The 26233-nt window shown below is 68.7% G+C and carries 18 protein-coding genes and 1 pseudogene; 2 read left to right on the plus strand and 17 right to left on the minus strand.

Annotated features, from left to right (window positions below):
* Positions 1-54: 54 nt before the first annotated feature.
* A complete protein-coding gene (locus IPP98_10775; protein MBL0179593.1) occupies positions 55-834 on the plus strand; it encodes a hypothetical protein in 780 nt (259 codons plus the stop codon).
* Positions 835-859: 25 nt separating this feature from the next.
* Here the strand turns inward: IPP98_10775 and IPP98_10780 are convergent, their stop codons facing one another.
* From IPP98_10780 to ftcD, 8 genes and pseudogenes are all read right to left on the minus strand, one after another.
* Positions 860-1492: a hypothetical protein gene (locus IPP98_10780; GenBank protein ID MBL0179594.1), complete on the minus strand. Its 633-nt coding sequence runs from the start codon at positions 1490-1492 to the stop codon at positions 860-862.
* Positions 1493-1585: 93 nt separating this feature from the next.
* Positions 1586-2332, minus strand: coding sequence for a hypothetical protein (locus IPP98_10785; protein MBL0179595.1), 747 nt, complete (start codon positions 2330-2332; stop codon positions 1586-1588).
* 104 nt (positions 2333-2436) lie between these two features.
* The gene (locus IPP98_10790; GenBank protein MBL0179596.1) at positions 2437-3369 is read right to left on the minus strand and encodes a hypothetical protein; all 933 of its coding nucleotides are present in this window, start codon (positions 3367-3369) and stop codon (positions 2437-2439) included.
* A gap of 215 nt (positions 3370-3584) precedes the next feature.
* Positions 3585-5009: a beta-lactamase family protein gene (locus IPP98_10795; GenBank protein MBL0179597.1), complete on the minus strand. Its 1425-nt coding sequence runs from the start codon at positions 5007-5009 to the stop codon at positions 3585-3587.
* Between the two features lie 213 nt (positions 5010-5222).
* Positions 5223-6754, minus strand: a pseudogene (gene hutH / locus IPP98_10800) (histidine ammonia-lyase).
* Positions 6751-7977, minus strand: a complete 1227-nt coding sequence (locus IPP98_10805) for an imidazolonepropionase (protein MBL0179598.1) — start codon at positions 7975-7977, stop codon at positions 6751-6753. The pseudogene hutH and the gene IPP98_10805 overlap by 4 nt, the downstream one beginning before the upstream one ends.
* Positions 7978-8002: 25 nt before the next feature.
* Positions 8003-9661 (minus strand): urocanate hydratase, encoded by a 1659-nt coding sequence (gene hutU / locus IPP98_10810; protein MBL0179599.1) that lies wholly within the window; start codon positions 9659-9661, stop codon positions 8003-8005.
* On the minus strand, positions 9661-11310 hold the full coding sequence (gene ftcD, locus IPP98_10815) for a glutamate formimidoyltransferase (GenBank protein ID MBL0179600.1): 1650 nt from the start codon (positions 11308-11310) through the stop codon (positions 9661-9663). The genes hutU and ftcD overlap by 1 nt, the downstream gene beginning before the upstream one ends.
* Positions 11311-11465: 155 nt before the next feature.
* Here ftcD and IPP98_10820 point away from each other — a divergent pair, with 155 nt between their 5' ends.
* Positions 11466-11906 (plus strand): CBS domain-containing protein, encoded by a 441-nt coding sequence (locus tag IPP98_10820; protein ID MBL0179601.1) that lies wholly within the window; start codon positions 11466-11468, stop codon positions 11904-11906.
* On the opposite strand, the gene IPP98_10825 is transcribed toward IPP98_10820, so the two are convergent.
* The 9 genes from IPP98_10825 to IPP98_10865 form a co-directional block, all read right to left on the minus strand.
* Positions 11903-12661, minus strand: a complete 759-nt coding sequence (locus IPP98_10825; GenBank protein ID MBL0179602.1) for a hypothetical protein — start codon at positions 12659-12661, stop codon at positions 11903-11905. The genes IPP98_10820 and IPP98_10825 overlap by 4 nt on opposite strands.
* A complete protein-coding gene (locus IPP98_10830) occupies positions 12658-13455 on the minus strand; it encodes a dienelactone hydrolase family protein (GenBank protein MBL0179603.1) in 798 nt (265 codons plus the stop codon). Before IPP98_10830 ends, IPP98_10825 begins: the two co-directional genes overlap by 4 nt.
* Before the next feature lie 88 nt (positions 13456-13543).
* A complete protein-coding gene (locus IPP98_10835; protein MBL0179604.1) occupies positions 13544-14977 on the minus strand; it encodes a diguanylate cyclase in 1434 nt (477 codons plus the stop codon).
* On the minus strand, positions 14977-15915 hold the full coding sequence (locus IPP98_10840; GenBank protein ID MBL0179605.1) for a threonine/serine dehydratase: 939 nt from the start codon (positions 15913-15915) through the stop codon (positions 14977-14979). The genes IPP98_10835 and IPP98_10840 overlap by 1 nt, the downstream gene beginning before the upstream one ends.
* Complete coding sequence (gyrA, locus tag IPP98_10845; GenBank protein MBL0179606.1) at positions 15912-18410, minus strand: DNA gyrase subunit A; 2499 nt, start codon at positions 18408-18410, stop codon at positions 15912-15914. The genes IPP98_10840 and gyrA overlap by 4 nt, the downstream gene beginning before the upstream one ends.
* Before the next feature lie 249 nt (positions 18411-18659).
* The gene (locus IPP98_10850) at positions 18660-19871 is read right to left on the minus strand and encodes a hypothetical protein (protein MBL0179607.1); all 1212 of its coding nucleotides are present in this window, start codon (positions 19869-19871) and stop codon (positions 18660-18662) included.
* Positions 19872-20070: 199 nt separating this feature from the next.
* Positions 20071-21429 carry an efflux RND transporter permease subunit gene (locus IPP98_10855; GenBank protein ID MBL0179608.1) on the minus strand — a complete coding sequence of 453 codons (1359 nt, stop codon included), beginning with the start codon at positions 21427-21429 and terminating at the stop codon, positions 20071-20073.
* Between the two features lie 10 nt (positions 21430-21439).
* The gene (locus IPP98_10860) at positions 21440-23146 is read right to left on the minus strand and encodes an efflux RND transporter permease subunit (protein MBL0179609.1); all 1707 of its coding nucleotides are present in this window, start codon (positions 23144-23146) and stop codon (positions 21440-21442) included.
* Positions 23143-26217 carry an efflux RND transporter permease subunit gene (locus IPP98_10865; protein MBL0179610.1) on the minus strand — a complete coding sequence of 1025 codons (3075 nt, stop codon included), beginning with the start codon at positions 26215-26217 and terminating at the stop codon, positions 23143-23145. Before IPP98_10865 ends, IPP98_10860 begins: the two co-directional genes overlap by 4 nt.
* Between the last annotated feature and the right edge of the window lie 16 nt (positions 26218-26233).

Raw genomic sequence — 26233 nt, forward strand, 5'->3', positions numbered from 1 at the left:
CCCCCTAACATTCTTTACATGCGAAGCTTAGTGCTCGGCTCCGGTGTTCCCCTGATGATGGCCTCGGTCTGTTTCTTCACGCTCAGTTACCTGGCGTGGCTGAGGCGTGAGCGTTTTCTCATCTGGTGGCTGATTGCGTGGGGTTTTCTCCTCACCAGGCTGTCGTGGCACTTCCTCCTGCCCGCCTCGGCACCGACCGATGGCAGCGTCTTCATGGCCGGGATGCTGCGAGTCGCCTTCGCGAGCTCGTTGCTTGCGGGTGCCCTGGAGCTTCGGGGACGGCACGCCACCTGGTGGGTTGTTCCAACCGCCGCGTTGTCGGTGCCGTCGCTGATTCTCCTGATTACCCGCCTCGGCGTGTCGCCCGGCCTCCCGTTCAGCCTCGTGGTCATGACCGGTATTGTGCTCGCGGCCGCCTGGCAGGTGGCGAACGCCGCCCGGTTGCCGAGCCAGGAGCGCTATGTCACTGCGGCAGCGATCGCGATTCACGGGCTCGCGGCTGGAGTGTCCCCGCGCCTCGATGACGCCGACATCCTCTTTTCGGCGGTCACGTTGGTGGGCTGGACGGCGCAGCTGATGGTCGGATTCGGCATGCTCGCCGCCTTCTTCCGCATCGGCAACGAGCGGGATATCGCCGAGGCGCGGGCGATCGGCGCCTCGCTCACCGCAGCACTCGGCAGCTTCGTCGCGGTCTGCATGCACTGCAAATCCGTGCGCGATGATTCCCATGCGTGGCAGCAACTGGAATATTTCGCCGCGAAGAAGTCGGGGACGGCGATCTCGCACGGACTCTGTCCAAGCTGTGAGGAGCAGCACTACCCGGAATATCGATGATCGATGGTCGATCATCGATCATCGATCAGCGTCTCCCTCCTCGCATTGCCTCCGCCGCTGCCGTTCGCATCACCGTCATCTCGTCATCCTTGATCGTCCCCTTGAAGAGATTCGGCATGGTTGCCGGGTCGATCTCGAAGATCACGCCGGCGATGACCATCGCGGCGAGCATCGCGCCATGTTCTGACGGGTGGAAGCCATCCGGTCCGTACAGCGGCAGGGCGGGTCTGGTGACCCACGCCGCTTGCCATGCCGCGGACACGGGATAGAACGCCGTGCCTGCCGCATCGGCCGCGGTCTTGTAGTTGGCCAGGGAGGCCCCCATGCCGCCGCTGGCCGGCGCCCACACGGCGTAGAGGCCCGGCCGCGTGCCGTGCTTCACGGCTTCGGCCGCCAGCACGGCGCTCCAGCGGCCGAGGTCGATGCCACTGGCCGCCATCGTCGATGGCCCCTGCTGCATGATCAGCACGTCGTAGTGCCCCTGTTTCAGCGCCTTCGCGACCCACCCGTCCTTCCAGTGATCCTCCAGTCCGACGTTGGGGAAGGCACGCATCTCCACGCGCGGCGATGGCTGTCCGGCGGCCTTGGCCAGTCGCTTCACAAGGTCGGGGATGTTGTGGGTGTACGTCAGCGAATTGCCGACGAAGAGGAGCCGCAACGCGGTAGTCGGCCGTCGGCGTCGGCGCGACCAGAGGGCTTGCGTGGGTCGGCCCCATGAACGCGAGGAAGGTGATGAGCCACGGCGTCATCATCAACGCCGCCCGTAGATCTGGACGGCCAGCTCCGCGGCCCGACGCAACTGAGCCGCCTCGGCGTCACTGATCACGCTGGGGAAGAGATTCGGCATCGTCGTGGGATCAATCTCGAAGATGAGCGCGGCGATCACCATCGCACTGAGGGTGGCTCCGTGTCGGGAAGGATGGAATTTGTCTCCGGCGTAGAGCGGCATCGCCTCGTTGAGCTCCCACGCCAATTGCCACGCTTGTGACGAAGGATAGAAACCCGTCCCCGAGACATCGGCGGCCGTCCGGTAGTGTTCCACGCCGGCCTCGTAGTCCGCGCCGACCGGCGCCGAGATCGCGTACACGCCGACCCGGGTGCCGACGGCGGCGGCGGCGGTGGCAAAGGTCCGTACCCACTGCGTGAGGTTGTCGCCGCTCGACGTGAGCGTGGACGGCCCCTGCTGCAGGATCATGACGTCGTAGTCGCCGTCCCGCAGGTCGCGCTGCACCTGGCCTTCGGCCCAGTGGTCTTCGAGGGCGTAGTCCGCGGCGGTGCGCGCAACAAGGGTCGGGGTCGGCTTGCCCGCAGCCACGGCGAGCTGACCGACCAACTGCGGCACGTTGTAGGTGTAGGTGAGCGAGTTGCCGACGAACAGGAGCCGCATCCCTTCGCCGACGACTGGCGGCGGCGGAATCGTGGGGTCCGGGTCGTCGACGTCGGCGGGAAGGGTGCACGCCAGGTTGAGCAGCGCGAGGATGAACCAGGGGGATCGCATCTTCAGCTCCACAAGAAGTTCGTGGAGCGAAATCTCGGCGGCGGCACCACTGGGGACGAGGCGACCTCGTCAGCGTCCCGTAAGTGGGCGCGGAATGCCCGCGGTCATGGTTCGGGGCTGCGCGCCTCCACGACCCGCAGTCCACCACGTTTCCCGCGCAGCAACAGGTACTCGCCGTCGCGATCGAGGAGGACATCGCCCTCCGGCAGGGCGAGCGTGAATCGCAGTTGGCCGTCGCGATCGAAGGCACGCCAGGTCGTGGCATCCCCAACCCAGGAGAATCCACGGGCGTCGTGCGCCGCCGTGATCGGGGCAACGAGCACGGCCCCTTCCCAACGGGCGGTCAGCACCGGTCCGCTCCCTGCCCGTCGTTCCAATTGCCGGTCACCGGCCCGCGCACGCAGCAGCGAACCATCGCGGCCGATGGCGATCGCACCGTCCCACCCGGGTGCGGCGCGCACCGTGTCGGTCACGCTGCCATCGCGAGCGTGGTGCCACCAGTCAGTGGCTCCCGCGCCCTGCACGAACCAGCCGCCACTGCGGTCGGCGGTGATGCTCGTCGCGCCCGCGAGCCACGGCATCATCAGCGTGTCGACGACGGCGCCGAGCGAGTCGTAGCGCATGCCGCGCCCGGTGGTCTGTTCGATCGCGACCAGCCCGCCATCGGCGAGTGCCGCCAGCAGCAGCGGCCCACTGAATTCGTTGATCGCCGCTCCCTGCAAGGCGATGGCTCGATGCTCGCCGTTCTTGTGATCGCGGTAGAGGACGGCATGGTCCGACCCGCCCGAGGCGGCATACCACACCGCACCATCAGCGCCCAAGGCCGCTGCCCCGATGGTGCCGATCCGCGCGGTGTCCGGCGTCAATAGCCAGCGCTCCGTCAGCGCCACGGCGCCGTCGAGTCCCGGCCCGGCCGTCGTTACGAAGGTGGTGTCCGCGACGCGCGTGATGATGGGCGTCGCCGACGGCGCCGCGGAACGATCGCCGCAGGCCGTGAGGAGGAGCAGGGATGTCGCGAGGTGGTGGCGAGAGGGCATGGGGGAAGACTAACAGAAGGTGAGGGGTGAGGGGGGAGGGGTGAACGGTGAACGGTGAACGGTGAACGGTGAACGGGTGCAGATGGGTGGTCATCCCGAGCGAAACGAGGGACCTGCGTGACCGTGAGCCCGCAGATCCCGTACGAGATGCGGGATCAGCTCCCCATCACCCCTCACCCCTCACCCCTCACCGTTTGACGTTCACCGTTCACCGTTCACCGTTCACCGTTCACCCTCACAAACCCCACCCCCAACGCCCGATCAATCGACACCCGCGCCGCGACCGGCTTCGCGGTGCCGCGCCGGACAAAGGCGATGCTGATGGTGCCGTTGGTGAAGGAATCCGCCGCGACCTGCCGGAAGACGAGTCGTTCGCCGGCGGTCCGCCGAACCACGAGGGAGTCGTGCTCGGCCGTGATGCTCCAGCGCGCATCGGCATCGGCCGAGGTCCATGTGCCGCGGTAGGCGGCGAGCGAGACGGGCCCGAGAGGTGCTTTGGCCACCGCTGGTGCAGCGCGGGTCGTCGCCGGTGGCAGCGGGGCGAGTGGCAGCAGGGTCGTGACGCTTTGGCGGAGCAGCGCGGTGGCGTCGGCGTCTCCGGCGTTGCAGAGCAGCACCGCCGAGAGTTGTTGCTCCGGCCAGCGCGCCAGATAGGCACGGTAGCCGGCCGTCGCGCCGGAGTGTGCGATCTGGGTCACACCGCGCCAACGATCCATCACCAGGCCACCGCCGTAGGTGATCGCTTTCCCGTCCCGAAGGACACCGGGCACCTCCATCGCCGCGCTCACGTCGGGCGTCCCGACGCGCCGCGCCGTCAGGGCCGCGTTCCAGCGGAGCAGGTCGTCGACGGTCGTCAGCAGCCCGCCGTGGCCGTGCGGATTCTCGAATGGCATGTCGAGCCGCCATGCGGTACCGCTCCTGGCATAGGCCTGCGCCCGCTCCATCACAACGCGGGCATAGTCATCGCGCCAACTGGTGTGGGTCATCCCCAACGGCTGGAAGAACTCGCGCGCCGAGAACTCGGCGAGTGGCGTCCCGCTGATCCGCTCCACCAGCATCGCCAGCAGGGAATAACCACTGTTGGTGTAGGAGTACTTGGCGTCCACTGGATGATTGAGCCCGTGCTGCCGCGCCAGAATGGCGAGCACGTGGCCATGATTGATGGTGCGGGTCCCGCGTGGCCACCCCTCGAGCTCGGCGATCGCGCCCCAGTCGCGCAGCCCGCTGGTGTGCTGCAACAGGTCGGTGATGGTGATCGGGGTGCCGTAGTCGGGGAGCTCGGGGAAGTACCGGCGGATGTCGTCGGTCAGGGCGAGCTGCCCGCGCGCCGCGAGCAGGTGAATCGAGGCCGCGGTGACCTGCTTCGAGACCGAGCCAGCCTCGAAGATGGTCTCGACGTGGTTCGGCGCGCGCTGCTCGATCGAGGCCTGACCCCACGCGCGCCTGACGAGCGGCGTGCCGTCGCGATCAATGCCGAGGACGCAGCCTGGGGCGTCGCCGCGGAACCTGGTGAAGATCGAATCGAGGCGGGGCTCGAGGGATTGGGCGGGGAGGAGGGTCGGAACGAGCAGGGCCCAGAGGGTGACGTGACCCGTGACTCGTGACCAGCGCATCGTGTGGTGACTCGGCGCTCGCTGCATCGTTGGCCTCCTCTGGAGCTCGCGGCTCAAGCCGCGGCTCGGCTGATGTCGCTGAAGCGACCGCGAATTCCGTGCGGCGCGACGATCACGTCGCTTTAGCGACACCCAATCCCCCGCGGGCGCGACGATCACGTCGCTTTAGCGACATCCGCCGAGCCGTCGCTTTAGCGACGAGCTGCTACGCGTCGCGCGGCTACATCATCGCGTGTCGTGCTACCGCAGCTCCCCGACCGCCCCTTCCACCGCCGCCCGGAGCTTCCCGCTCGTGATCAGCAGTCGCACCGCCGCGAGGTCGCCGGTCATGATCCGGTCGGCGTCGAGTGGTGGGACGACCGAACGGATCAGGCGACGGCGGCGCCGACACCGGGGCCCGGGACGAGTGGCGCGTGAAAGTCGAGCGCCTGGGTGGCGTTGAGCAGTTCGACGGCGATCACCCAGCGACTGTTCTCGAGGATCATGGCGCACTGCCTGGCCGCCGTGGTTCCCATCGAGACGTGGTCTTCCTGATTGGCCGACGTCGGGATGGAATCGACCGACGCCGGGTGCGCGAGCACCTTGTTCTCGCTCACGAGCGAGGCGGCAGTGTACTGCGAGATCATCAGCCCTGAATGCAGCCCGCCCTGCCGCGCCAGGAACGCCGGCAGTCCGCTCACCGCCGGATCGAGCATGTGCTCCACCCGCCGCTCGGCAATGTTGGCCAGTTCGGCGATGGCAATCTTGGCGTAGTCCATCACCAGGGCCACCGGTTGGCCGTGGAAGTTGCCCGCCGAGATCACCAGATCATCGTTCGCAAAGACCAGCGGATTGTCGGTGACGGCGTTGACCTCGCGGGTGACCACCTCGGCGGCATGACGGAGGCCGTCGCGCGAGGCACCGTGCACCTGCGGGATGCAGCGCAGCGAATAGGCGTCCTGGATCTTGTCGCAGTCGGCATGCGAGGCATGCACCGGCGAGTTCGCCGAGATGGCGAGCACGTTGGCGGCGGTCTCCGCGGCGCCCGGGTGTGGGCGAACCGTCGTCACGCGCAGGTCGAACGGCGCCCGCGATCCCTTCAGCGCCTCGAGCGACATCGCCGCGGCGATGTCGCAGGCCGTTGCGAGTTGCTGGCCGTCGTACACGGTCAGCGCGCCGATCGCGGTCATGGCCTGCGTGCCATTGATGAGCGCGAGCCCTTCCTTCGCCTGCAACGTCACCGGCGCGAGGCCGGCGGCCGCGAGCGCCTCGGCGGCCGGTCGGCGCACACCCTGATACTCTGCCTCCCCCTCGCCGATCAGCGTCAGTGCCATGTGTGCCAACGGCGCCAGGTCGCCGCTGGCGCCGACCGACCCCTGCGACGGGATCATCGGATGCACGCCGCGGTTGAGCAACGCCAGCAGCAACTCGACGACCTCGATCCGGATCCCGCTGAATCCCTGCGCCAGCGATTGGGCGCGGAGCAGGAGCATCGCGCGGACGACTTCGGTCGACAGCGGGTCGCCCACGCCCATGGCGTGCGAGACGATCAGGTTCCGCTGCAACTGCTGCACATCCTCGGGGGCGATGCGCACGTTGGCGAGCTTGCCGAAGCCGGTCGTGACGCCGTAGACGACTCGCCCCTCGGCCACGATCCGCTCGATGAAGGCACGGCTGGTCGCCATGCGGGCGCGGGCATCGTCACAGAGCGCCACCGACGTACCGTGGCGCGCCACCGCGACGACATCGGCGATGGTGAGGGGCCGGCCGACGAGGAGGGAGGCAGTCGTCACGAGTGGAACTCCCGGCCGCCGAGAATCATCCGTTCGATGGGCGAACCGCCGAGGGTATAGGGAAGGTCGCGCCAATCGGCGGAGCCGACGACGAGGAAATCGGCACACATCCCGACGCGGAGCCGGCCGACGCCCTCGCGCTGCAGCGCGGCCGCGCCGTTGGCGGTGCAGGCCGTCAGGGCCTCGGCGGGGGTGAGGCCGTTGAGCCGCACCGCCAGTGCCATCGCCAGCTGCGGCGAGAAGAGCGGCGACGACCCCGGATTGCAGTCCGTCCCGACGGCGACCGCGGCACCGGCATCGATCAGTGCGCGGCCCGGGGCAGCGGGGATGCCCAGATGCACCGTCACACCCGGGAGGAGGACGCCGATCGTCGGGGCCAGGCCGAGCGCAATGACCTGCGGCTTGCCCGAGGCCTCGAGGTGGTCGACCGAGATGGCGCCGTGCTCGATCGCCAGTTCGACGCCACCGATGGCATGGAACTGGTCGACATGCGCCTTCACCGCGAGTCCATGATCGCGGGCGCAGGTGAAGACCCGACGGGCATCGTCGAGGGTGAACGCCTCGCGCTCGATGAAGATGTCCACTGCTCGGGCAAGGCGCCGCTTGATCACTTCCGGGATCAGCGTCTGGGTCACCATGTCGAGGTAGCCGGGGCGCTCCGCCTCGTCGCGCGGCGGGATGTGGATCAGCAGGGTGGGGACGATATGCGCTGGGCAGTGGTCGTGGAGCAGGCGGATGGCCTCGAGCGAGGTGAGTTCTGCCTCGAGCGTGAAGCCGTAGCCGCTCTTCACCTCGATCGTCCCCGCGCCGCCGCGGATGAGCGCCGCCGCGCGTGGTGTGGCGAGGGCTTCGAGGTGCGCGACCGACGCCTCGGCGGTCCGCTGCACCGTGTGCCGGATGCCGCCACCTGCGGCGAGAATCTGCTCGTAGGGGATCTTCGCCGCGCGCGCCTCGAAGTCGGCGAGGCGGTCACCGGCCCAGACGATGTGGGTGTGCGGGTCGACCAGTGCGGGCACGACGGCGCGGCCGCCGAGATCGGTCGTCGGCGTCGAGGCGTCGTCCCAGGCCGTGGCCGGGCCGATCCAGGAGATCTTCCCATCAGTCGCCGCGATCGCCACGTCGCGCTGAATCTCGAGGTCGGACATCGCGGCACCACGCAGCGCACCACGCCCGCCGGGCGAGACGAGTTGCGTGATTCCCGTGAAGAGATGGTCGGCGGTCATCGCTGGAATCTACCCGGCCGTTCGCTCACCGGTCGAGCGACGGCATGTCGACCCCGCGCGTGCGCGCCACGTCCTTCGCCAGCGGATAGCCGGCATCGGCGTGGCGGATGACCCCCATCGCCGGGTCGTTGGTGAGGCAGAGCCGCAACCGCTGCTCGGCCTCGTCGCTGCCATCGGCCACCGCCACCAGCCCGCTGTGCTGCGAGTAGCCCATCCCGACGCCACCGCCGTGATGGAACGACATCCAGCCGGCTCCACTGGCGATCCCGGTGGCGAAGTTGAGCAGCGGCCAGTCGCTGACGGCATCCGAGCCGTCCATCATCGCCTCGGTTTCACGATACGGCGACGCGACGGAGCCGGCGTCGAGGTGGTCACGCCCGATGACGATCGGCGCACTCACGCGGCCGTCGCGCACCATCTGGTTGAAGAGCAGTCCCGCCTTGTCGCGCTCGCGATAGCCGAGCCAGCAGATCCGCGCCGGCAGCCCCTGGAAGGCGATCTTGTCGCCGGCCCAGCCGAGCCACTTCTGTAGCCGCTCGTCGTCAGGAAAGAGCTCGAGCAGGGCCCGGTCGGTGGCCGCGATGTCGGCGGGGTCACCCGAGAGCGCGACCCAGCGGAAGGGCCCGCGCCCCTCGCAGAAGGAATCGCGGATGAACGCCGGCACGAAGCCCGGATAGGCCGTCGTCGCACCCACGAGCCCACCGAGCTCGGCCTGCGTGCGCAGGTTGTTGCCGTAGTCGAAGGCGATCGCCCCCCGCTCCTGCATCGTGATGATCGCCTGGACATGCGTCACCATCGCGGCGCGCGCCCGTGCGAGGTACTCCGCCGGCTGCTTGCTGCGGAGATCCGCGAGGTCTTCATCAGGGCGGACCGGCGGGAGATAGCCCCACATCGGGTCATGCGCGGAGGTCTGGTCGGTGACCAACTCGGGCGTGAAGCCCAGCCGCACCATCTCGGGGATCACCTCCGCCGCGTTGCCGAGGAGCCCGATCGAAAGCGCTCGCCGTTCGCTGCTCGCCGTTCGCGCCATGGTGATCGCCTCGTGGAGCGAGGCCGCGGTGACGTCCAGATATCTCGTCTCCAGTCGGCGCTGAATGCGGCTCGCATCGACTTCAACACAAATGGCCACGCCGCCGGCCAGCGTCACCGCGAGGGGCTGGGCGCCACCCATCCCGCCGAGGCCAGCGGTGACGGTGATGGTGCCGGCGAGCGAACCGCCGAAATGCTTCGAGCCGGCCGAGGCGAAGGTCTCGTACGTTCCCTGCAGGATCCCCTGCGTTCCGATGTAGATCCATGACCCGGCCGTCATCTGGCCGTACATCATCAGCCCGAGCTGATCGAGTCGGTCGAACTCCTCCCATGTCGCCCACTTCGGCACCAGGTTGGAATTCGCCAGCAGGACGCGCGGCGCCATCGCATGCGTCTTGAGGACGGCGACCGGCTTGCCGCTCTGGATCAGCAGCGTCTCGTCGTTCTCGAGCCGATCGAGCGTCGCGATGATGTCGTGGTACGCCTGCCAGTTGCGCGCCGCCTTGCCGCGGCCGCCGTACACGACCAGCGACTCGGGATGCTCCGCCACCTCGGGGTCGAGGTTGTTCATGAGCATCCGCTTGGCGGCTTCCTGGATCCAGCCCTTGGCGGTGCGGTGGGGGCCGTGGGGGGCGCGAAGTGGCGTGTAGGTCATCACATCTTCGCCCGCACGAAGGCCAGCGTCTCATCCTCGAGCTGTTGCGCCCTCGCCGCCATCCCCGCGCCCTTCGCGACGAGCTCGGCGGCCTCGGCGTTGCCCTTGAGCGAGGCCGCATTGATCTGGACGTTGAGGTAGGCTCCCATGATGGCGGCGCGGGCGCAGAGCGCGCCGACGCCGGCATCGGAGACCGAGCTCGGCTGCCCCTGCTCGGCCATCAGCTTGATGAGCGGCATCACGCCGAGGACGGTCTCCATGACGCGGAAGGGGACGCGCGTCGCTTCGAGCGTGGCGGTGTCGATCGCGCGGCGCCGCGCGGCCTTCTCCTCGTCGGTGCCGCGCGGCATCCCGAAGCCGGCCATGACCCGGTCGAACGCTCGCGTGTCCTCGTCGACCAGGAAGAGCAGCTCCTGGACGGCGCGCTGCCCCTGCTCGGCGTGGTCGGAGAATTCCTGCCAGCGATGATCCCAGCCGCGCTTGTGCGACGAGAGGTTCGCCACCATGGTGCCGAGCGCGGCACCGAAGGCGCCGACCGCCGCCGACACCGAACCGCCGCCCGGGGCCGCGCTCTCCGCCGCCGTCTCCGAGGCGAACTGCGCGACCGTCATCGCCACAAGGCGCGTGGCGGAAGGATCGCGGAGCAGGTACTCGATCACCCGCTCTTCGGGGTGGAACGGCGTGAGCTCGTCGAGGCCGAGGGAGCGGACGGCAATCTTCACCAGTTCCGCCTCGGAGACCCCGACGGATCGCTGCTGCTTTTCGAGGAAGTAGCGGCCGGCGTCGAGCAGGCATTGCAGCGGCACCAGGCCCACCAGTTCGGAGCCGGTGACGCGCACTCCGCGCTCGGCGGCGGCACGGCACACCTCATCAAAGGCGACGTGCACCGGGGTCACGGCGATGTCGGTGAGGTTCATCGACACCTGCGCAACGCCGTACTCGGGGATGTACCAGCCGATCGCCTTCACTGCCTTGAGCGTTCCCGGTTGCTGCAGTTCGACGCCGTCAGGCTGCTTGACGGTGCGCCCTGCCTCTCGCACGTCGAACGCGATCGCGTAGGCACGGCGCGTCGAGGTGGTGTTGAGGTTCACGTTGTAGGCGACCAGGAAGTCGCGCGCGCCGATGACCGTGGCGCCGCGCTGGGCGTCGAACGCCGCCGGGCCGAAGTCCGGCTTCCATTCCGGTTGGAGGATCTTCCGCGGGAGACCCTCGTATTCGCCAGCGCGGATCACGGCGAGATTCTGCCGCTCCGGATTCGGCTGGGCCGCCTCATAGAGATAGACCGGGAGATCGAGTTCGCGGCCGACGCGTTTGCCGAGCTTCGTGGCATATTCGGCCGCTTCCGCCATCGTGATGCCACTGATCGGGACCAACGGGCAGACATCGGTCGCCCCCATCCGCGGATGCTCGCCATGATGCTGCCGCATGTCGATCAGCTCACCGGCGAGCTTGATCGCCTGGAACGCCGCCTCGACGACCGCCTCCGGCTCCCCGACGAAGGTCACCACCGTCCGGTTGGTCGCCTTGCCGGGATCGACATTGAGGAGGCGGACCCCCTCGACGGCGGCGATGCGGTCGGTGATCTGCTGAATGACGCGGGGGTCGCGCCCTTCGGAGAAGTTCGGAACGCACTCGAGGAGGCGGATCATGGCCTGGGCGGGTCTGGGGAGCGGTGCAGCGGCCGACCGGGCCGCACGAACGGGGTCAAATCTAGTCGCTGGGGCGGGGCCAAAGTGGGGGGCCTCTGGCACCTTCGCCCGGATCGGGGTACTATGGAATTCTCCCTTCCAACCGGACCCAGACCATGATCACCGTACGCGAGATGCTCGCCGCCAAGCGGAACAACCTCACTCAGCGAGTGCCACCGACCACCACGGTCCGTGACGCCGCGCAGATCATGAACGAGGCCGGGACCGGCAGCGTGTTGGTGGAAGCCGGCGGGAAGGTGGTGGGGATCTTCACCGAGCGCGACCTGATGCGTCGCGTGGTCGCCGCCGACAAGCTCCCCGGTGCCACGACGGTGGGCGACGTGATGACGACGGCGCTCGTGACCGCGCTGCCCGATGCGACGCTTGCCGACTGTGGCCAGTTGATGAGCGAGCGCCGAATCCGCCACTTGCCGGTCTTCGATGGTGAAGAAGTGATCGGGATCGTGACCACCGGCGACCTCCTCGCCCACGAACTCGCCGAGAAGAGCGCCAAGATCCAGCACCTCGAGGACTTCGTCTTCTACACCCGCAGCTAGGGCGTCGTCACCGGCCTCACGCCCTTGGCGTACGCGCCGTCGCGCGGGTGCTTCGGCGGTTGGGACCAAGCCATCCGCCTCGGGCTGCCCGGCCCGAGCGACCGGATCATCAGCGCATCACCATCAAACCACGCCACCGAATCGGTGCCCCAGCGGAGCGGATCGTGCCCCGTCGGGGTCAGCCGCGCCGTATCGCCACGCGCCGAGATCGCACAGATGGCGGAGTCGCAGGCGACGGCGCGGGCGAAGCGCGGCGTGCCGAGCCACAGGGTCAGGGCGGTGTCGGCCGCGGCATCGGCCGCTGCGACGGCGCGGGCGGCTGCTGCGGCCGGAGGCGCGGGCACGGCCCAGACGCCGCGATCAGTGCGCACATAGAGCGTGGCCTCGTCGTCGCTCCACCCCACCTGCGTGGCCTGACCGGCCTCGGCGGGGAGCGGCAGCGAGCGCTCGCCGCCGCTGACGAGGTTCATCACCACCACCTCGTGCGGAGTGGCGGCGAGGGTGTCGCGCATGCGAATGAAGGCGAGGACGCCGCCATCCCTGGTGAGCCTGGGTCCGATCTCGATCGGCACCGTGAAGGTCAATTGCGTCACCAGTCCACCACCGGCGGACACCGCAAAGAGGTCGGTACGACCATCCGGTCCCTCACCGACGACCACCGCGAACGGCTCCTCCCCCACGGTGATGCGATTCATCAGCGGCGAGAACTTGCACCCGCCAACCAGGATCAGTGCCAGCAGGGCGGCGTGCTTCACTTCCCCTCGAGCTGCTTCATGAAGAAGGCGTCGATGTCGGCCTGCGCCTTGGCGGCGGCCGGCGTTCCGCTCCCGGTGCGGCCCGGCTTCATGAAGCCATGGCCCGTGCCGGGGTAGGAGTCGGCGACGAACGACTTGCCGAGCGCCTGCATCGTCGCCGCGATCTGGGGCAGCGAGTTGGTGACCCGGCCGTCCTTCTCGCCGTAGACGCCGAGCACCGGCGCCTTGACCGTGCGCAGCAGCATGGTGTCGGCGAGCGGGCCGTAGCAAACCACCGCGGCCTTGAGCTTCGGATTGCTCGCGGCGTAGCTCCACACCGTGCCACCGCCCCAGCAGAACCCGATCACGCCGACGCGATCCTTGTTGGTCGCGGCCTGCGCCGTGATCCACTTGAAGGTGGCGTCGAGGTCGGCGACGACATCCGCTGTCTTCAGGGTGCCGACCAGGCGGCGCGCGGAATCGCCCAAGGCCTTGGTCGATCCGAACCGCGACGACAGCAGGTCGGGGACGATCGCCACGTAGCCCTTCCTGGCGTAGTCATCGGCCACGGTCGGCTCCCAGTCGGTCAGGCCGAAGATCTCGTGCACCACGAGGATCGCGGGCGCCTTTCCTTTCCGCTCGGGATAGGCGACGTAGGCGCGCACCGTGTCGCCCTTGGCATTCGGGAAGGCGACCCATTCGCCATGGGTCGTCACGCCCTGCGCCACGGGCGTCGGTGCCGGGACGTCGCGCCGGGCCACGAGGATGCCGGCGCCGAGGCCGGTGAGGAGCATGAGGGCAGGGAGGGCGCGCATGGGGGAGTCCTGGTGAAGGGTCCGGAAGGGGCGCAGCATGCTGCGCCCGTACACAGGTGGTAGGGGCGCAGCATGCTGCGTCCCTACGTTAGTCGCGATATCGGTTCCGCCCCGCCTGCTTCGCCTTGTAGAGATTTTCGTCGGCGAGTTTGAGCAGACCGCCGGCATCGGCGGCGCGTTCGTCCGGGAAGGTCGCGAGGCCCGCGCTGACGGTGACGGCGATCGGCGCGGCCGTGGTGCCGAACTGGTGGTTCGCCACGCGGCGGAGAATCCGGTCGACAAAGATCCGCGCACCCGTGGTGCCGGTCTCCGGCAGGAGGATGACGAACTCCTCGCCGCCGTAGCGCGCCAGGAAGTCCATGGTGCGCAGCTCGCGGCGCAGCAGCGACACGAGGTCGACCAGCACCCGGTCGCCCACCGGGTGACCGCGCGAGTCGTTGATGCGCTTGAAGTCGTCCACGTCGAGGACCACGGCCGTCACCACCTGATCGTAGCGTCGGGCACGTTCGAGTTCGTCGCCGAGGCGCTCTTCGAGGACGCGGCGGTTGCCGCAGCCGGTGAGCGGGTCGGTGTCGGCGAGCTCGCGCAACTGGGCCGCACCGTCGTGCGCCTGCTCGAGGTCGTACGCCTTCTCGAGCGCCGTCACCGCCGCCTCGATCACCTGCTCGGCGAAGCCGAGGTCGAGGCGATTGAGCGGCGGGTCATCGGCGGTGGTGCGGAGGAAGAAGACGCCGGCGGTGCGGCCCTTGAGCGAGAAGGGCAGTGCGATCACCGAGCGCGTCCGTGCATCGGGCGCGGCCACGCCCCAGGTCGAACGGACTTCCTGGTAGAGTGGATCGGCCTCGACGTCGGCCACCAGCACCGTCTCGCCGGTCTGCAGCGCGCGGCGGATCTCCGGGTACTTGTCGAGCCGGACGCGGAGGTCGCGCAGCGTGGGATTCTCGAAGGCAGCGACGACCGTGCCCTCGACCAGGTCCGGGTCGGAGAGCACCACCGAGCACCGCGCAATCCGGAGACCGGTGGCCACCCGTCGCACCAGGATCTGGTAGATCTCTTCGGGATTGAGCGAGGCGGTGACTTCGCGCAGGATCGCCACCAACTCGTTCCGCGACCGCGCCTCGGCGCGCGCCTTGTTCAGCTCGCGACCGACGCGCAGGTGCGCCTTGATCCGCGCCAGCAGCTCGCGCACCCGATAGGGGCGCTGCACGACGTCGGCGGCGCCGAGCGTCTGCGACACCAGCCGGGCAGGGTCGAAGGTCGGATCGGTGAGGACGAGCATCGGGACGTCGCGGTGCCGCAGGTCCTCGCGGACGCGGCTCAAGCGGTCGAGGGTGCCGCCGTCGGCGCCCGCAATGTCGAGGATCATCAGGTCGTACTCTTCCTGCTCGAGCCGTTCGAGCAACTGCGGACCGCCGAGGGCGGTCACCACGTCGTAGCCGTTCTCCTTCAGCACCCACGAGAGCGTCCGCGCGAGGGCATTGTCCTCGGTCGCCAGCAGCACGCGGGGGTTGAGCGAGAGCATCAGCTCACCAAGGCCTGATAGCGAGCGGGATCGACGTTGCCGCCGGTGGCGACGAGGGCGACGGGATCGGTCCCCGAGATACGCCCGGCGAGCCAGGCCGCCGTGGTGACGGCGCCCGACGGTTCCACCTTGAATCCCTGGCCCGCCAAATAGCGCATGGCGGTCTGGATTTCGTCGTCAGTCACGGCGACTACCTCACGGACGGTCTCGGCGATGATCGGCCAGGTGAGCGTGCCCACCGAGCGAGTCAACAATCCGTCGGCCAGACTCGTGCCACCGGCGAGGTCCACGGGGTGTCCGGCCGCCCGCGCGGTGGAGAGCTTCGGAATCCCGCTCGGTTCCACGGCGATGACGCGGACGTCCGGGCGGAATACCTGCACCGCGGCGCAGATTCCGGCGAGCAAGCCGCCGCCGCCGACCGGGACCACGAGGGTGCCCACCTCGGGCCAATCCTCGAGGATCTCCAGGCCACACGTGCCTTGTCCGGTGATGACGTCGAGGTGGTCGTAAGGCGGGATGAAGGTCAGGCCGCGCTCGGCGACCAATTGCTCCGCACGTGAAGTTTGTTCCGGGCCGCGCGTCGCCCCGACCAGCATCACCTCGCCGCCGAGCTCGCGCACCCCCGCGACCTTCACCGCGGGCGCCGACTCCGGCATCACCACGACGCAGGGGATGCCGTGGCGTTGTGCGGCATAGGCCACGCCGAGCCCGTGGTTGCCACTCGACGAGGTGACGACGCCACGGGCCCGATCGGCGTCGGGGAGCCGGCGCACTGCGGTCCAGGCGCCACGGATCTTGAAGGCGCCGATCGGCTGGCGCCACTCTGCCTTGAGCCGCACCGCGCGCTCCCCCGGGAGGGGGAGGAGCGGTGTGCGATCGGCCACGCCGAGCAATCCGGCGTGGGCCTCCCGCAGCGACGTCAGCGTCGGCGCGCTCACGCCCCGGTGATGTCCTCAGTGCCCTCGTCGGTCAACGGTTCTGCCCCCTCGGCGTCGTCCTCGTCCTCCTTCTGGACGCGGGCCACGTCGACGATGCGGTCGTCGGTGTCGAGGTTCATGAGCTTGACGCCCTGGGTGTTGCGGCCGCTGACGCGGATCCCCTGGACCGGGCAGCGGATGATGATGCCGCCCTTGGTGATCATCATCAGTTCGTCCTCGGGGAGGACATCCTTCAGCGCAATCAAGCGGCCGGTCTTCGGCGTCTGCTGCATCGTGATGATGCCCTTGCCGCCGCGCTTCTGCACGCGGTAATCGCCGATCAGCGACCGCTTGCCGATCCCCTTCTCGGAGACGACCAGCAGTTCGGCGCGCTCGCGCACCACGACCATGCCGATCACGCGATCCTCGGCGCCGAGCTCGATGCCCTTCACGCCGCCCGTGGCGCGTCCCATCTCGCGGACGTCGCTCTCGTGGAAGCGGATCGACATGCCGGACGAGGTGGCGAGGACGATGTCGTCGTTGCCGCGGGTCTTCTGCACGTCGATGAGTTCATCGCCGGGCTCGATGTTGATCGCGTTGATGCCGACCGTGCGGACGTTCCCGTACGCCGACATCACCGTCTTCTTCACGGTGCCGTTGCGGGTGGCAAACATCAGCCACTCGTCATCGCCGAAGGTGCGGACCGGCACCAGCGCCGCGATCCGCTCGCCCTCGCGGATGTTGATGCAGTTGACCACCGGCTTGCCGCGCGCGGCGCGACCGCCCTGCGGGATCTCGTGCACCTTGAGCCAGTACACCGTGCCGGCATCGGAGAAGAACATCAGGTAGTCGTGGGTCGACGCGATGAAGAGATGCTCGACCCAGTCGAGCTCCTTGGTTTCCATCCCGGTCAGCCCGCGGCCGCCGCGGCGCTGCTTCCGGTAGGTGCTCACCGGAATCCGCTTGATGTAGCCGGTGTGGGAAATGGTGATGACCATGTCCTCTTCGGCGATCAGGTCCTCGACCGAGAACTCGCCCTGGTCGCGGAGGATCTCGGTGCGGCGGGCATCGCCATAGGTGGTCGCGACCTCCTCGACCTCCGACAGCAGGATCCCCATCCGCTTCTCGCGGCTGGCCAGGATGCTCTCCAGTTCGGCGATCGTCGCGCGCACTTCGGCCAGCTCGGCCTCGAGCTTGTCGATCTCCAGGCCGGTGAGCTTGGCAAGGCGCATGTTGAGGATCGCGTCGGCCTGCGGCTCGGAGAGCCCGAAGCGCTCGCGCAGCCGGCGATCCGCCGTCGGCGTGTCCGACGACCCGCGGATGATCGCGATGACCTCGTCGATGTTGTCGACGGCGATCTTGAGCCCTTCGAGGATATGGGCCCGCTTCTTCGCCTCGCCGAGGTCGAACTCGGTCCGCCGGACGATCACCTGGTGACGGTGCTCGACGAAGTGGCCGAGAATCTCCTTCAGCGACATCACCTTCGGCGCGCCGTTGACCAGCGCGAGGTTGATGACGCCGAAGGTCGACTGCATCGCGGTGTGCTTGTAGAGCTGGTTGAGCACCACCTGGGCGATCGCGTCGCGCTTGAGCTCGACGACGAGGCGCATCCCCTCGCGGTCGGATTCGTCGCGGACGCCGCTGATCCCCTCGATCTTCTTCTCCGAGGCGAGCTCGGCGATGGCCATCGTGAGGTTGGCCTTGTTCACCTGGTACGGCAGCTCGGTGATGATCAACGCGTTGCGGCCGGTGCGCTCGTTCTCCTCGATCTGCACCCGGGCGCGCATGATCACGCGGCCGCGGCCCGTCTCGTAGGCCTCGCGGATGCCCGCTTCGCCGTAGATGTAGCCGCCGGTCGGGAAGTCCGGCCCCTTCACGTGCCTGAGGAGGTCGTCGACCGTGCACTCGGGATTCTTGAGCAGCTCGCCGATCGCCTTGGCGACCTCGCGCAGGTTGTGCGGCGGCATGTTTGTCGCCATGCCGACGGCGATGCCGCTCGAGCCGTTGATGAGCAGGCTGGGGATCTTCGACGGCAGGACCGTCGGCTCCTCACGCTGGTCGTCGAAGTTCGGCTGGAAATCGACGGTGTTCTTGTCGATGTCCTCGAGCATCTCGAGGGCGATCCGGGTCATCCGCGCTTCGGTGTACCGATAGGCGGCCGCCGGGTCGCCGTCGACCGAGCCGAAGTTGCCCTGGCCATCGACCATCGGATAGCGGAGCGAGAACTCCTGCACCATGCGCACCATCGCCTCGTACACCGACGAGTCGCCGTGCGGGTGGTACTTGCCGAGCACGTCGCCGACGACCGTCGCCGACTTCTTGTAGGCGCGGGTGGGGATCAGGCCGAGCTCGTTCATCGCGTAGAGGATGCGGCGATGGACCGGCTTGAGGCCGTCACGGACATCGGGCAGCGCTCGGGAAACGATGACGCTCATCGAGTAGTTGATGAACGACTGCTGGAGCTCATCCTCGATCAGGCGCGGCAGGATGCGTTCGCGCGAATTCGGTGCGGTCATGGGTCCAGGAGACGGAGGGGAGGCCAACGCCCGACGCGGTCGGACGGAAACAGCGAAATATAGCCTCTTCGGGGCTGGGAACCAAGCGTGGCGGTGATTCCTAAGTGGTTGTGGGAGATAGGCTTAGTGAATGGTGAACGATGAGTGGGGGCGACGTGAGAGGTGAAACGTGAGACGTGGCCCGACGGATGGCCCCGTTTCACCTTTTACGTTTCACCTTGCAGCGACCTCCCGTTCACCATTCACCGTTCACCGTTCACCGTTCACTCCCACCAGCCGCTTCAACCAGAGATAGTGCACCGCCATGTCCACCGACGCCGTCGGCGCCACCGCCCCAGGCGGGAAGGGGAGCGGCGCGCCGGCATCGGGCATCCGCCAGCTCAGCGGCAACTGGAACGCCACGCCGGGCACCGTTTCCGCCGCGGGCCGATCGGTGACCACGACGACCCGAAGGCCGGCGGCGGTGAAGGTGCCGGCCACATCGATGTTGGGGCAGTCGTACCCCCCGTAGCCGAACCAGAGCATCGCGTCGCCTGCGCCGCCGCCGCGAGCGCGGAGCTTTCCCGCCACATCCCAGCGCCAGTCGAGGGGCCGGAAGGGCGACCCGAGCGTGTCCCCCTGCACGGCCTCCTGGAGGTAATGCCCGCAACTCGCCACGAAGAGGGTGCCGCCCTCGCGGCGGCGGGCGCGCAACGAGTCGGCCGCCTGCGCCACCTGCTTCTGGTGGGCCGCCGCGCCGGCCCTGGCCAGCAGCGCGTCGACCGCGTCGAGGTAGGCCGCCCCGAGGGTGCCGGCCGCCACCACGGTCGGTGGCGGCGTGGGCATCCGGAACTTCACCATGGCGTTGTGTTGGGTCGCCCCCGGCTGCAGCACCGTGAGATACGTCCCGGTCCACCAGCCGTCGCGCGTCGCCGCCGACACCATCTCCGCGTACCAGGTCCACGCGACGATCATGTTGGCGATCCCGTTGATCCCCTCGAGCGCGCGATCGCCGCTTGGTGCGCCGTTGTCGAGCAGGCGGCGGCCCACCGGGAGTGAGGGACGGTCCATGACGGAGCCAATGGCGATCGCCGGGCGCCCCTGCTCCTGATACTGCTGCGCCAGCATCGCGATGCCCAACCCCGTCCCTTCCCAGTGCCGGATCGGGAGGAGCACGACCCCCCGAAGCGCGGGATCATCGGCGTTGCCGCTCTCCGGTGGCCCCCCGGCACGGAAGAAGAACTCGAGCCCGAGGCCGGGGTCGAGCTTCCTGGAGACGAGAATCCGCTTGGTCGAGTCGCCCTTGAAGTGGCCGGCCGCGTATTCCGCGGCCTCGGTGATCGCCGGCAACTGGGCGCGGATGACACCAATGCGCCGCCGCAGCTCGGCGACTTCACGCGCGTCGTCCTGGGCGGAAAGTGCCATGGGGAGCGCGACGAGGCCGGCCAAGGTGAGCGCCAGACCGTGGAGACGGCAGGGCATGCGGCGGTCCTGGATGGTGGGGATGCGGGGAAGCTAACGGCGGGGAGGGTGAGGGGTGAGGGTGAGGGGTGAGGGGTGAGGGGTGAACGGTGAACGGTGAACGGTGAACGGGGCTTGGTGACACGTGAGACGTGAAACGTGGCCAGCCGGGCGGCTGCCGTTTCACGTTTGACCTTTCACCCTTGGCCCCGTTCACCGTTCACCCCGCCACGACCTCCGCGACATCGACGGTCTTCGGCTTCCGCTTCCGCTTCCGCGCCTTCCATCCCACCAGGAACGCCGGCATCAGGAACATCGCGCCGATGGTGCCGGCCACGGTGCCACCGGCGGTGGCGAGGGCGATCGCGCCGAAGAGGGTCGTGGCCGCCGCGCCCCACGCCATCGGGATCAGCGAGGCGAGGGTCGTCAGCGTCACCAGCACGATCATCCCGGCGCGGTCGAGCGCAGCGCGCATCACGTCAGCGCCGGTCGCGGGCGTCTCGCCGTGGCGACGCTTGGCGGCGAGCACCGCGTCAATCAGCAGGATCGACTGGTTCACGGCCAGCCCAACCACCAGGATGACGCCGACCGCCGCCTCGCGGGTGAAGGCCGAGTTGGTGGCCCAGAACGCGGCCACCACGCCACCCAGCGCGATCGGCAACGACAGGAAGACCATCCACGCCGCCCAGACCGAGTCGAAGACCAGCGCCACCGAGAGCAGCACCAGCACCACGCCGATGCCGAAGACGTACCAGAGGCCCTTGGCGCTCTCATCCTCGCCCCAGTTGCCGGTCTCGTCCTCGACCACATAGCCCGGCGGGACCGAGATGGTGCTCATGAAGGTCTTGTGGGTACGGTCGGCGAGCTTCTGCGGGCCGCGGAAGTCGTAGGACAGAATCCGGATGTACTGCTGGTCCTCGCGGCGGATTTCGGCCAGTCCCTCCATCTCAGACACCGTGCTGACGTCGTTGATGCGAACAGGGGAGCCGTTCTTGTTGGAGACGAGCCCCTCGCCGAGCTGTGTCATGGTCCGGTCCTGCGTCCCGACCGAGCGCACCGCCACGTCCACCTTCTCGCCGCCGATCTCGAGCGGCGTATCGCCGCTGGCATTTCGCACCTGCCGCGCCACCGAGCCGGCGTAGTCCTGCGCTGTCGCGCCGATCCGGTCAAGCGCGCCACGATCCGGCGCCATCGCGATTGCGATCGACTTGTCGCCGCCCCAACCGAGGGCCGCGTTGACGTTGATCTCGTCCTTTCGCACGCGGGGGAAGTTCATCAGGTTGCGCTTCAGGTTGAGCGCCAGTTGCAGCACGCCGTCGAACGAATACCCCAGGATGCGCACACGACGTGACGGGCTCATACTCCCCGAGGAGTTGTAGTACCCCTGCATCCCCTTCGGGGCCTGCACGTTGACGGACTTTGTTCCACCGATCATCACCGCCCGCTGTGTGAGCTCCTCGTAGACGACGTACGGCGCGTCGGTGAGCGACCCCTTCGGCGAGAACTCGACCACCACCTGCCCGCCGCTCGGATTCACCATCGCCGTCACCAGTGCGACACCCTCATGGCCCAGCGCCACCCGCTCCAGTTCACCTGACGAGCCGCGCCACTTCCGCCGGGTCGGAGCCGCCCGGAAAGGAGACGCCCGCCTGAATCGAGGTGCGCTCGCTGCCGCCCCAGCCGCCCCAGTTGTTGCGCGGCACCTTGGTGATGAAGCCCCAGGTCAACACGCCGACCATCGCCACGGTGACGCCGATCGTCGCCCAGCGCCAGCGCAGGAACCGGTTCACCACGCGCTCGTAGATGCGCATCACGCGGGGCCAACCGTGCGCCCGCCGGTCGCCACCCTGCCCGACGGCCGGGATCAGCACCAGCGCCGTGCCCACCGACCAGAAGAGCGCCAGCAGGAAGGCCGCCGCAAACGGCACGAACGCCGCCCGCGTGTTCCCCTGGAGGTAGAGGAAAGGGAAGAGCACCACCGCCGTGGTGAGCGTCGACCCAAGCACCGCCGGCGCGATTGCCTTCCCCGCCTCGGCGCGCGCATCGGCCGTGTTCGGCACGTGGCGCAGTCGCTCCACCACGACGAGGCCGTTCTGCACCAGAATGCCGATCCCCATCGCCAGCCCGGCGAGGGTGAGCATGTTCGCCGGGATCTTGAAGAGATAGAGCCCCAGCGCCGTGCCGGCGATTGCCACCGCGGCGCTGCCGATGACAAGCGTTGCCCCCGGCATCGAGCGCATCGTCACGATCAGCACGAGGAAGACCGCCCCGAAGGCGATCGCGCCGCGCAACAACAGGTCATTGAGCTGCTTGGCGAGATCCTCGCTTTCGTCACGTGCAATCGTGAGGCGCACACCCGGGGGCAGCGTCGGCGCCAGCGAGGAGATGACGGCACGGGCCGCAGCCGCGGTCTTGATGGCATCGGCGCCGGCTTCGCGTTGCAGCGAGATGCCGACGGCCGTCTTGCCATTCAACCGGAAGGCGCGCCCCTGGTTGTCCTCTTCCGGCGTGATGAACGCCAGCTGGCCGAGCGGATAGACGATGCCGCCGCGGCCGCGAATCGGCAGCCGGCCGAGATCCTCGATCGCCTTCGGCTGGTCGCGCACCGAGACGCTCAGCACCGATGGCCCGCTGGTGATCTCGCCCACCGGTTGCGAGATGCGGGCGTTGCCCACCGCCGCGGTGAGCAGCGCGGGGTCGATGCCGAGCTGCTGAAGCCGGTCGGCATCGTACGCGATGACGACGCCGTTGCGCGCGCCGCCGTTGATCGAGACCGAGGAGATGCCGGCGAGCGAACCGAGATACGGCACCACCCGATCCTCCGCGATCTTCTGCAGCGCGCCCGGCGTGTAGTTGCCGACCACATTGAGGAGGATCAGTGGCTGCTCGCTCAGGTCCTCGGGGACCCAGTTGCCGACGCGGACCGAATTGCGGGCGTTCGACGGCAAGTCGTCGCGCAACGTTTCCATCCGTTCCAGGATGCCGAGGCGAGCGATCGCGACGTCGGCGTCCGGGTCCAGCTCGACGGTGATGCTGGCGCTGCCCTCCCGCGACGATGACTCGGTGCGCCGCACGCCGCGGACGCCCTGGATCGCCGCCTCGATCGGCGAGGTCAGGTACATCTCGACCAACTCTGGCGAGGCGCCGCCCCAAGTCGCACCGACCGAGAGCCGCGGCAGCTCCACCGTGGTCTTGGTGGCGAGCGGCAGCTTGGTGAACGCCACACCGCCGGAAATCAGCAATCCGGCGGCGATGGCCCACATCACCGAGGGGCGGGTGGCTGCCCAGCGAATCATGCGATCGCCTCGCGCGCGGCCCGCGCCGCCGCCTTCCGCTCGGCGCGCCGTTCCACGGCCGCATAGCAGGAGGGGAGCAGGAAGAAGGTCACCAGCAGCGCCGACACGGAGCCGCCGATGATGCCCGAGGCGAGCGGCTGATAGAGCGCGCCGCCGCTGCCCCAGTTGAAGACCAGTGGCAGCACGCCAGTGATCGTGGTGAGCAGCGTCATCGCGATGGCCCGGAGCCGCTGCAAGCCGCCCTTGATCACCGCATCGTTGATCGAGTATCCCTGCTCGCGGAAGCGCCGGATGGCGTCGAGCTTGACCACCGCTTCGTTGTCGGCCATGCCGATCATCACCACGATGCCGATCAGCGACACCGCGTTGATCGACTGCCCCATGATCCAGAGGGCGATGATGCCACCCGCACCCGCGAGCGGCACGGTGGTGAGCACCAGCAACGGCGTGGTGAACGAGGCGAACTCGCCGGCCAGCACCAGGAACATCAGCGCCACCGCGAGGACCGCGACCAGCCCGAGTTCCCGCGAGGTCCGCTGCTGCTCCTCGTCGGCACCGGTGATCTGCCAGCTGGCACCCGGCGTGAGCGTCAGCGCCGAGACCGCCTTGCGGACATCGTCGGTCGCCCGTGCGGTGCCGCCCTTCTCGACCACCGCCTCGACCACCGAGACCGGGCGCTGGTTGGCGCGCACCACTTCGACCGGCGCGCGCACCTCGTTCACCGTGACGAACTGCGACACCGGATAGCCACCAACCGTCGAGGCGAGGGCCGTCTCGAGGTTCTCGTTGGCGATGCCGGCATAACGGACCTGGATCGGCGTGCGGCGGTCGGTCTCCCGCAGTTCACTGGCCTCGACGCCACCGAGCGCGCCACGAAGGGCATTGATGACCGGCTGGATCTGCAGGCCCCGCTGGGCGATCTGTTCACGCTGCAGCGTGATCTCGACCACCGGCTGCGTCCCGGAGAAGCCGTCACGCACGTCGGCAAGTGTGCTGAGGCCGGTGAGTGCCGCGCGCACCTGTTCTGCCGAACGGGCCGCATCGCTCGGACGTGGTGCCGAGACCTCGACACGCACGGTGCGGCCCTCGCGGCCGATCAGCGAGCCGAATTCCGATTGTCCGGCGAGATCGATCGCCAGGCTCCCGGCGGCGAGGTCCGGCACCGCCTTGCGCAGCGAGTCGGCAAAGACGGCAGCGGCCATCTTTGGCGGCACCGGAATCACGAACACCGCCGTGCCGGGGGTGCCCGGCTCCGAGCCCGAAAGAATTTCCTCGTCGGTCGCCACGCCGATGCGCTCATAGACGCCGACGCTGCCGAGGCGCTTGGCGGCGGCCTCGATGCGGGCCGCCTGGCGAACCGTCTCCTCGATCGCGGTCCCCGGGGCGAGACGAAGTTCGGCAACGGCGGTGCCTTCGTCGACCTGCGGCAGCACCTCGCGCGGAAGCGTCGTCGCCAGCCAGATCGTGAAGACGGTGACCACGACCGAAATCCCGATGACCGGCCCCGGATTCTTGAGCGACCAGAGCATCCCGTGCTCGTACCACGCGGTGAACTTCTCGCCCCACTGGGCCAGTCGGTCATGTGCCGCGCGCGGGACCACGGCGACCACGCCCTTCTTCTTCCCCCAGGTGAGCATCACCGGCATCAGCGTCAGCGCCATCACCAGCGAGGCGAGCAGCGAGGTCACGACCGAGAGGGAGAGGTCACGGAAGAGGGCCGCCGAGAGGCCCTGCACGAAGACGATCGGCCCGAAGACCAGCACCGTCGTGAGCGTCCCGGCCACCAGCGGCGCCGAGACTTCCTCGGCGGCCTGCTTCGCCGATTCCCAGCCGTCGAGTCCTTCCTCGCGCAGCCGTCCCGTTGCCTCGGCGACGACGATCGCGTTGTCGACGAGGAGGCCGACCGCCAGCGCCAGGCCGCCGAGCGAGAGGATGTTGATGGTGACGTCGAGCAGCTGCAGCAACGTCAGCGAGACCAGCACCGAAAGCGGCACCATCACGCCGATTGCCACCGACATCCGCCAGTCGCGGAGGAAGACCAGGATCAGCAGGATCGAGAGCAGGCCGCCGGCGATGATCTCCTGCGTGAGGTTCGAGAGCGCGTCCTCGACGAACTGCGCCTGCGCCGCCACCAGCTGAATGCGCACCGTCGGGAAGTCGGCACGCAGCCGGTCGAGCGTCTTCATGAGTTCGCGGGTCACCGAGACGGTGTTCGATCCGCCGTCCTTGTAGACCACGAGCCCGACCGCCGCCCCGCCGTCGAGCCGCACCAGCGTGCGCGGGTCGGCCGACGCGGGAGTGACGGTGGCGATCTGACCGAGCGTGATGCCGGCGCCGGCCGGGCCGACCGGGATCGAGCGAATCTGGTCGGGGTCTTTCAGTTCCGTCAGCGTGCGCACCGAGAAGCGGAACTGACCGCGCTTGATGGTGCCGCCGGTGGCGGCCGGATTCGCCGTCTTGATGGCGGAGGCAACATCATCCGGCGTGATGCCGAGCGCGCGGACGCGCTCGGGGTCGATATCGACGCGGATCTCGTCGTCCGGGTCGCCGACGACGGCGACCGACGCGACGCCGGCGATCTGTTCCAGTTGCCGTGCATGCACATCGTTGGCGGTGCGGGCAATCGCACGAAGGTCGCCTGGGCCAGTCAGGCCGAGAATGGCGATCGGCCGCTCACCCGGATCCGAGGTGAGCAGCGTCGGCCGCGACGCGGTGCTCGGCAGCCGGCCACGCAGGTTGTCGAGCTTTTCGCGAACGGTCAGCACCGTCTTCTGCATGTCGGTGCCCCACGCGAAGCTCAGCGTGGTGCTTCCTTCCCCGTTGCGGCTGACCGATCGCATGTCGACGAGGCCCGGCGTGTTGCCGACGCCTTGCTCGATCTCTTCGGCGACAAACCGGGACACTTCTTCGGCGGCGGCGCCCGGGAAGGCGGTGCGCACCGTGAGCACCGGCAGCGTCACGTCGGGCAGCAGCGAGACCGGCATCTGCTTCAGCGACACGGCGCCGAGGAGCACCAGCGCGAGGATCGCCGAGAAGGTGGAGACTGGGCGGCGCAGGGCCGCAGCGCTCAACGACACGATGGCCGCC

Source organism: Gemmatimonadota bacterium (assembly GCA_016720805.1).
Lineage (GTDB): Bacteria > Gemmatimonadota > Gemmatimonadetes > Gemmatimonadales > GWC2-71-9 > Palsa-1233.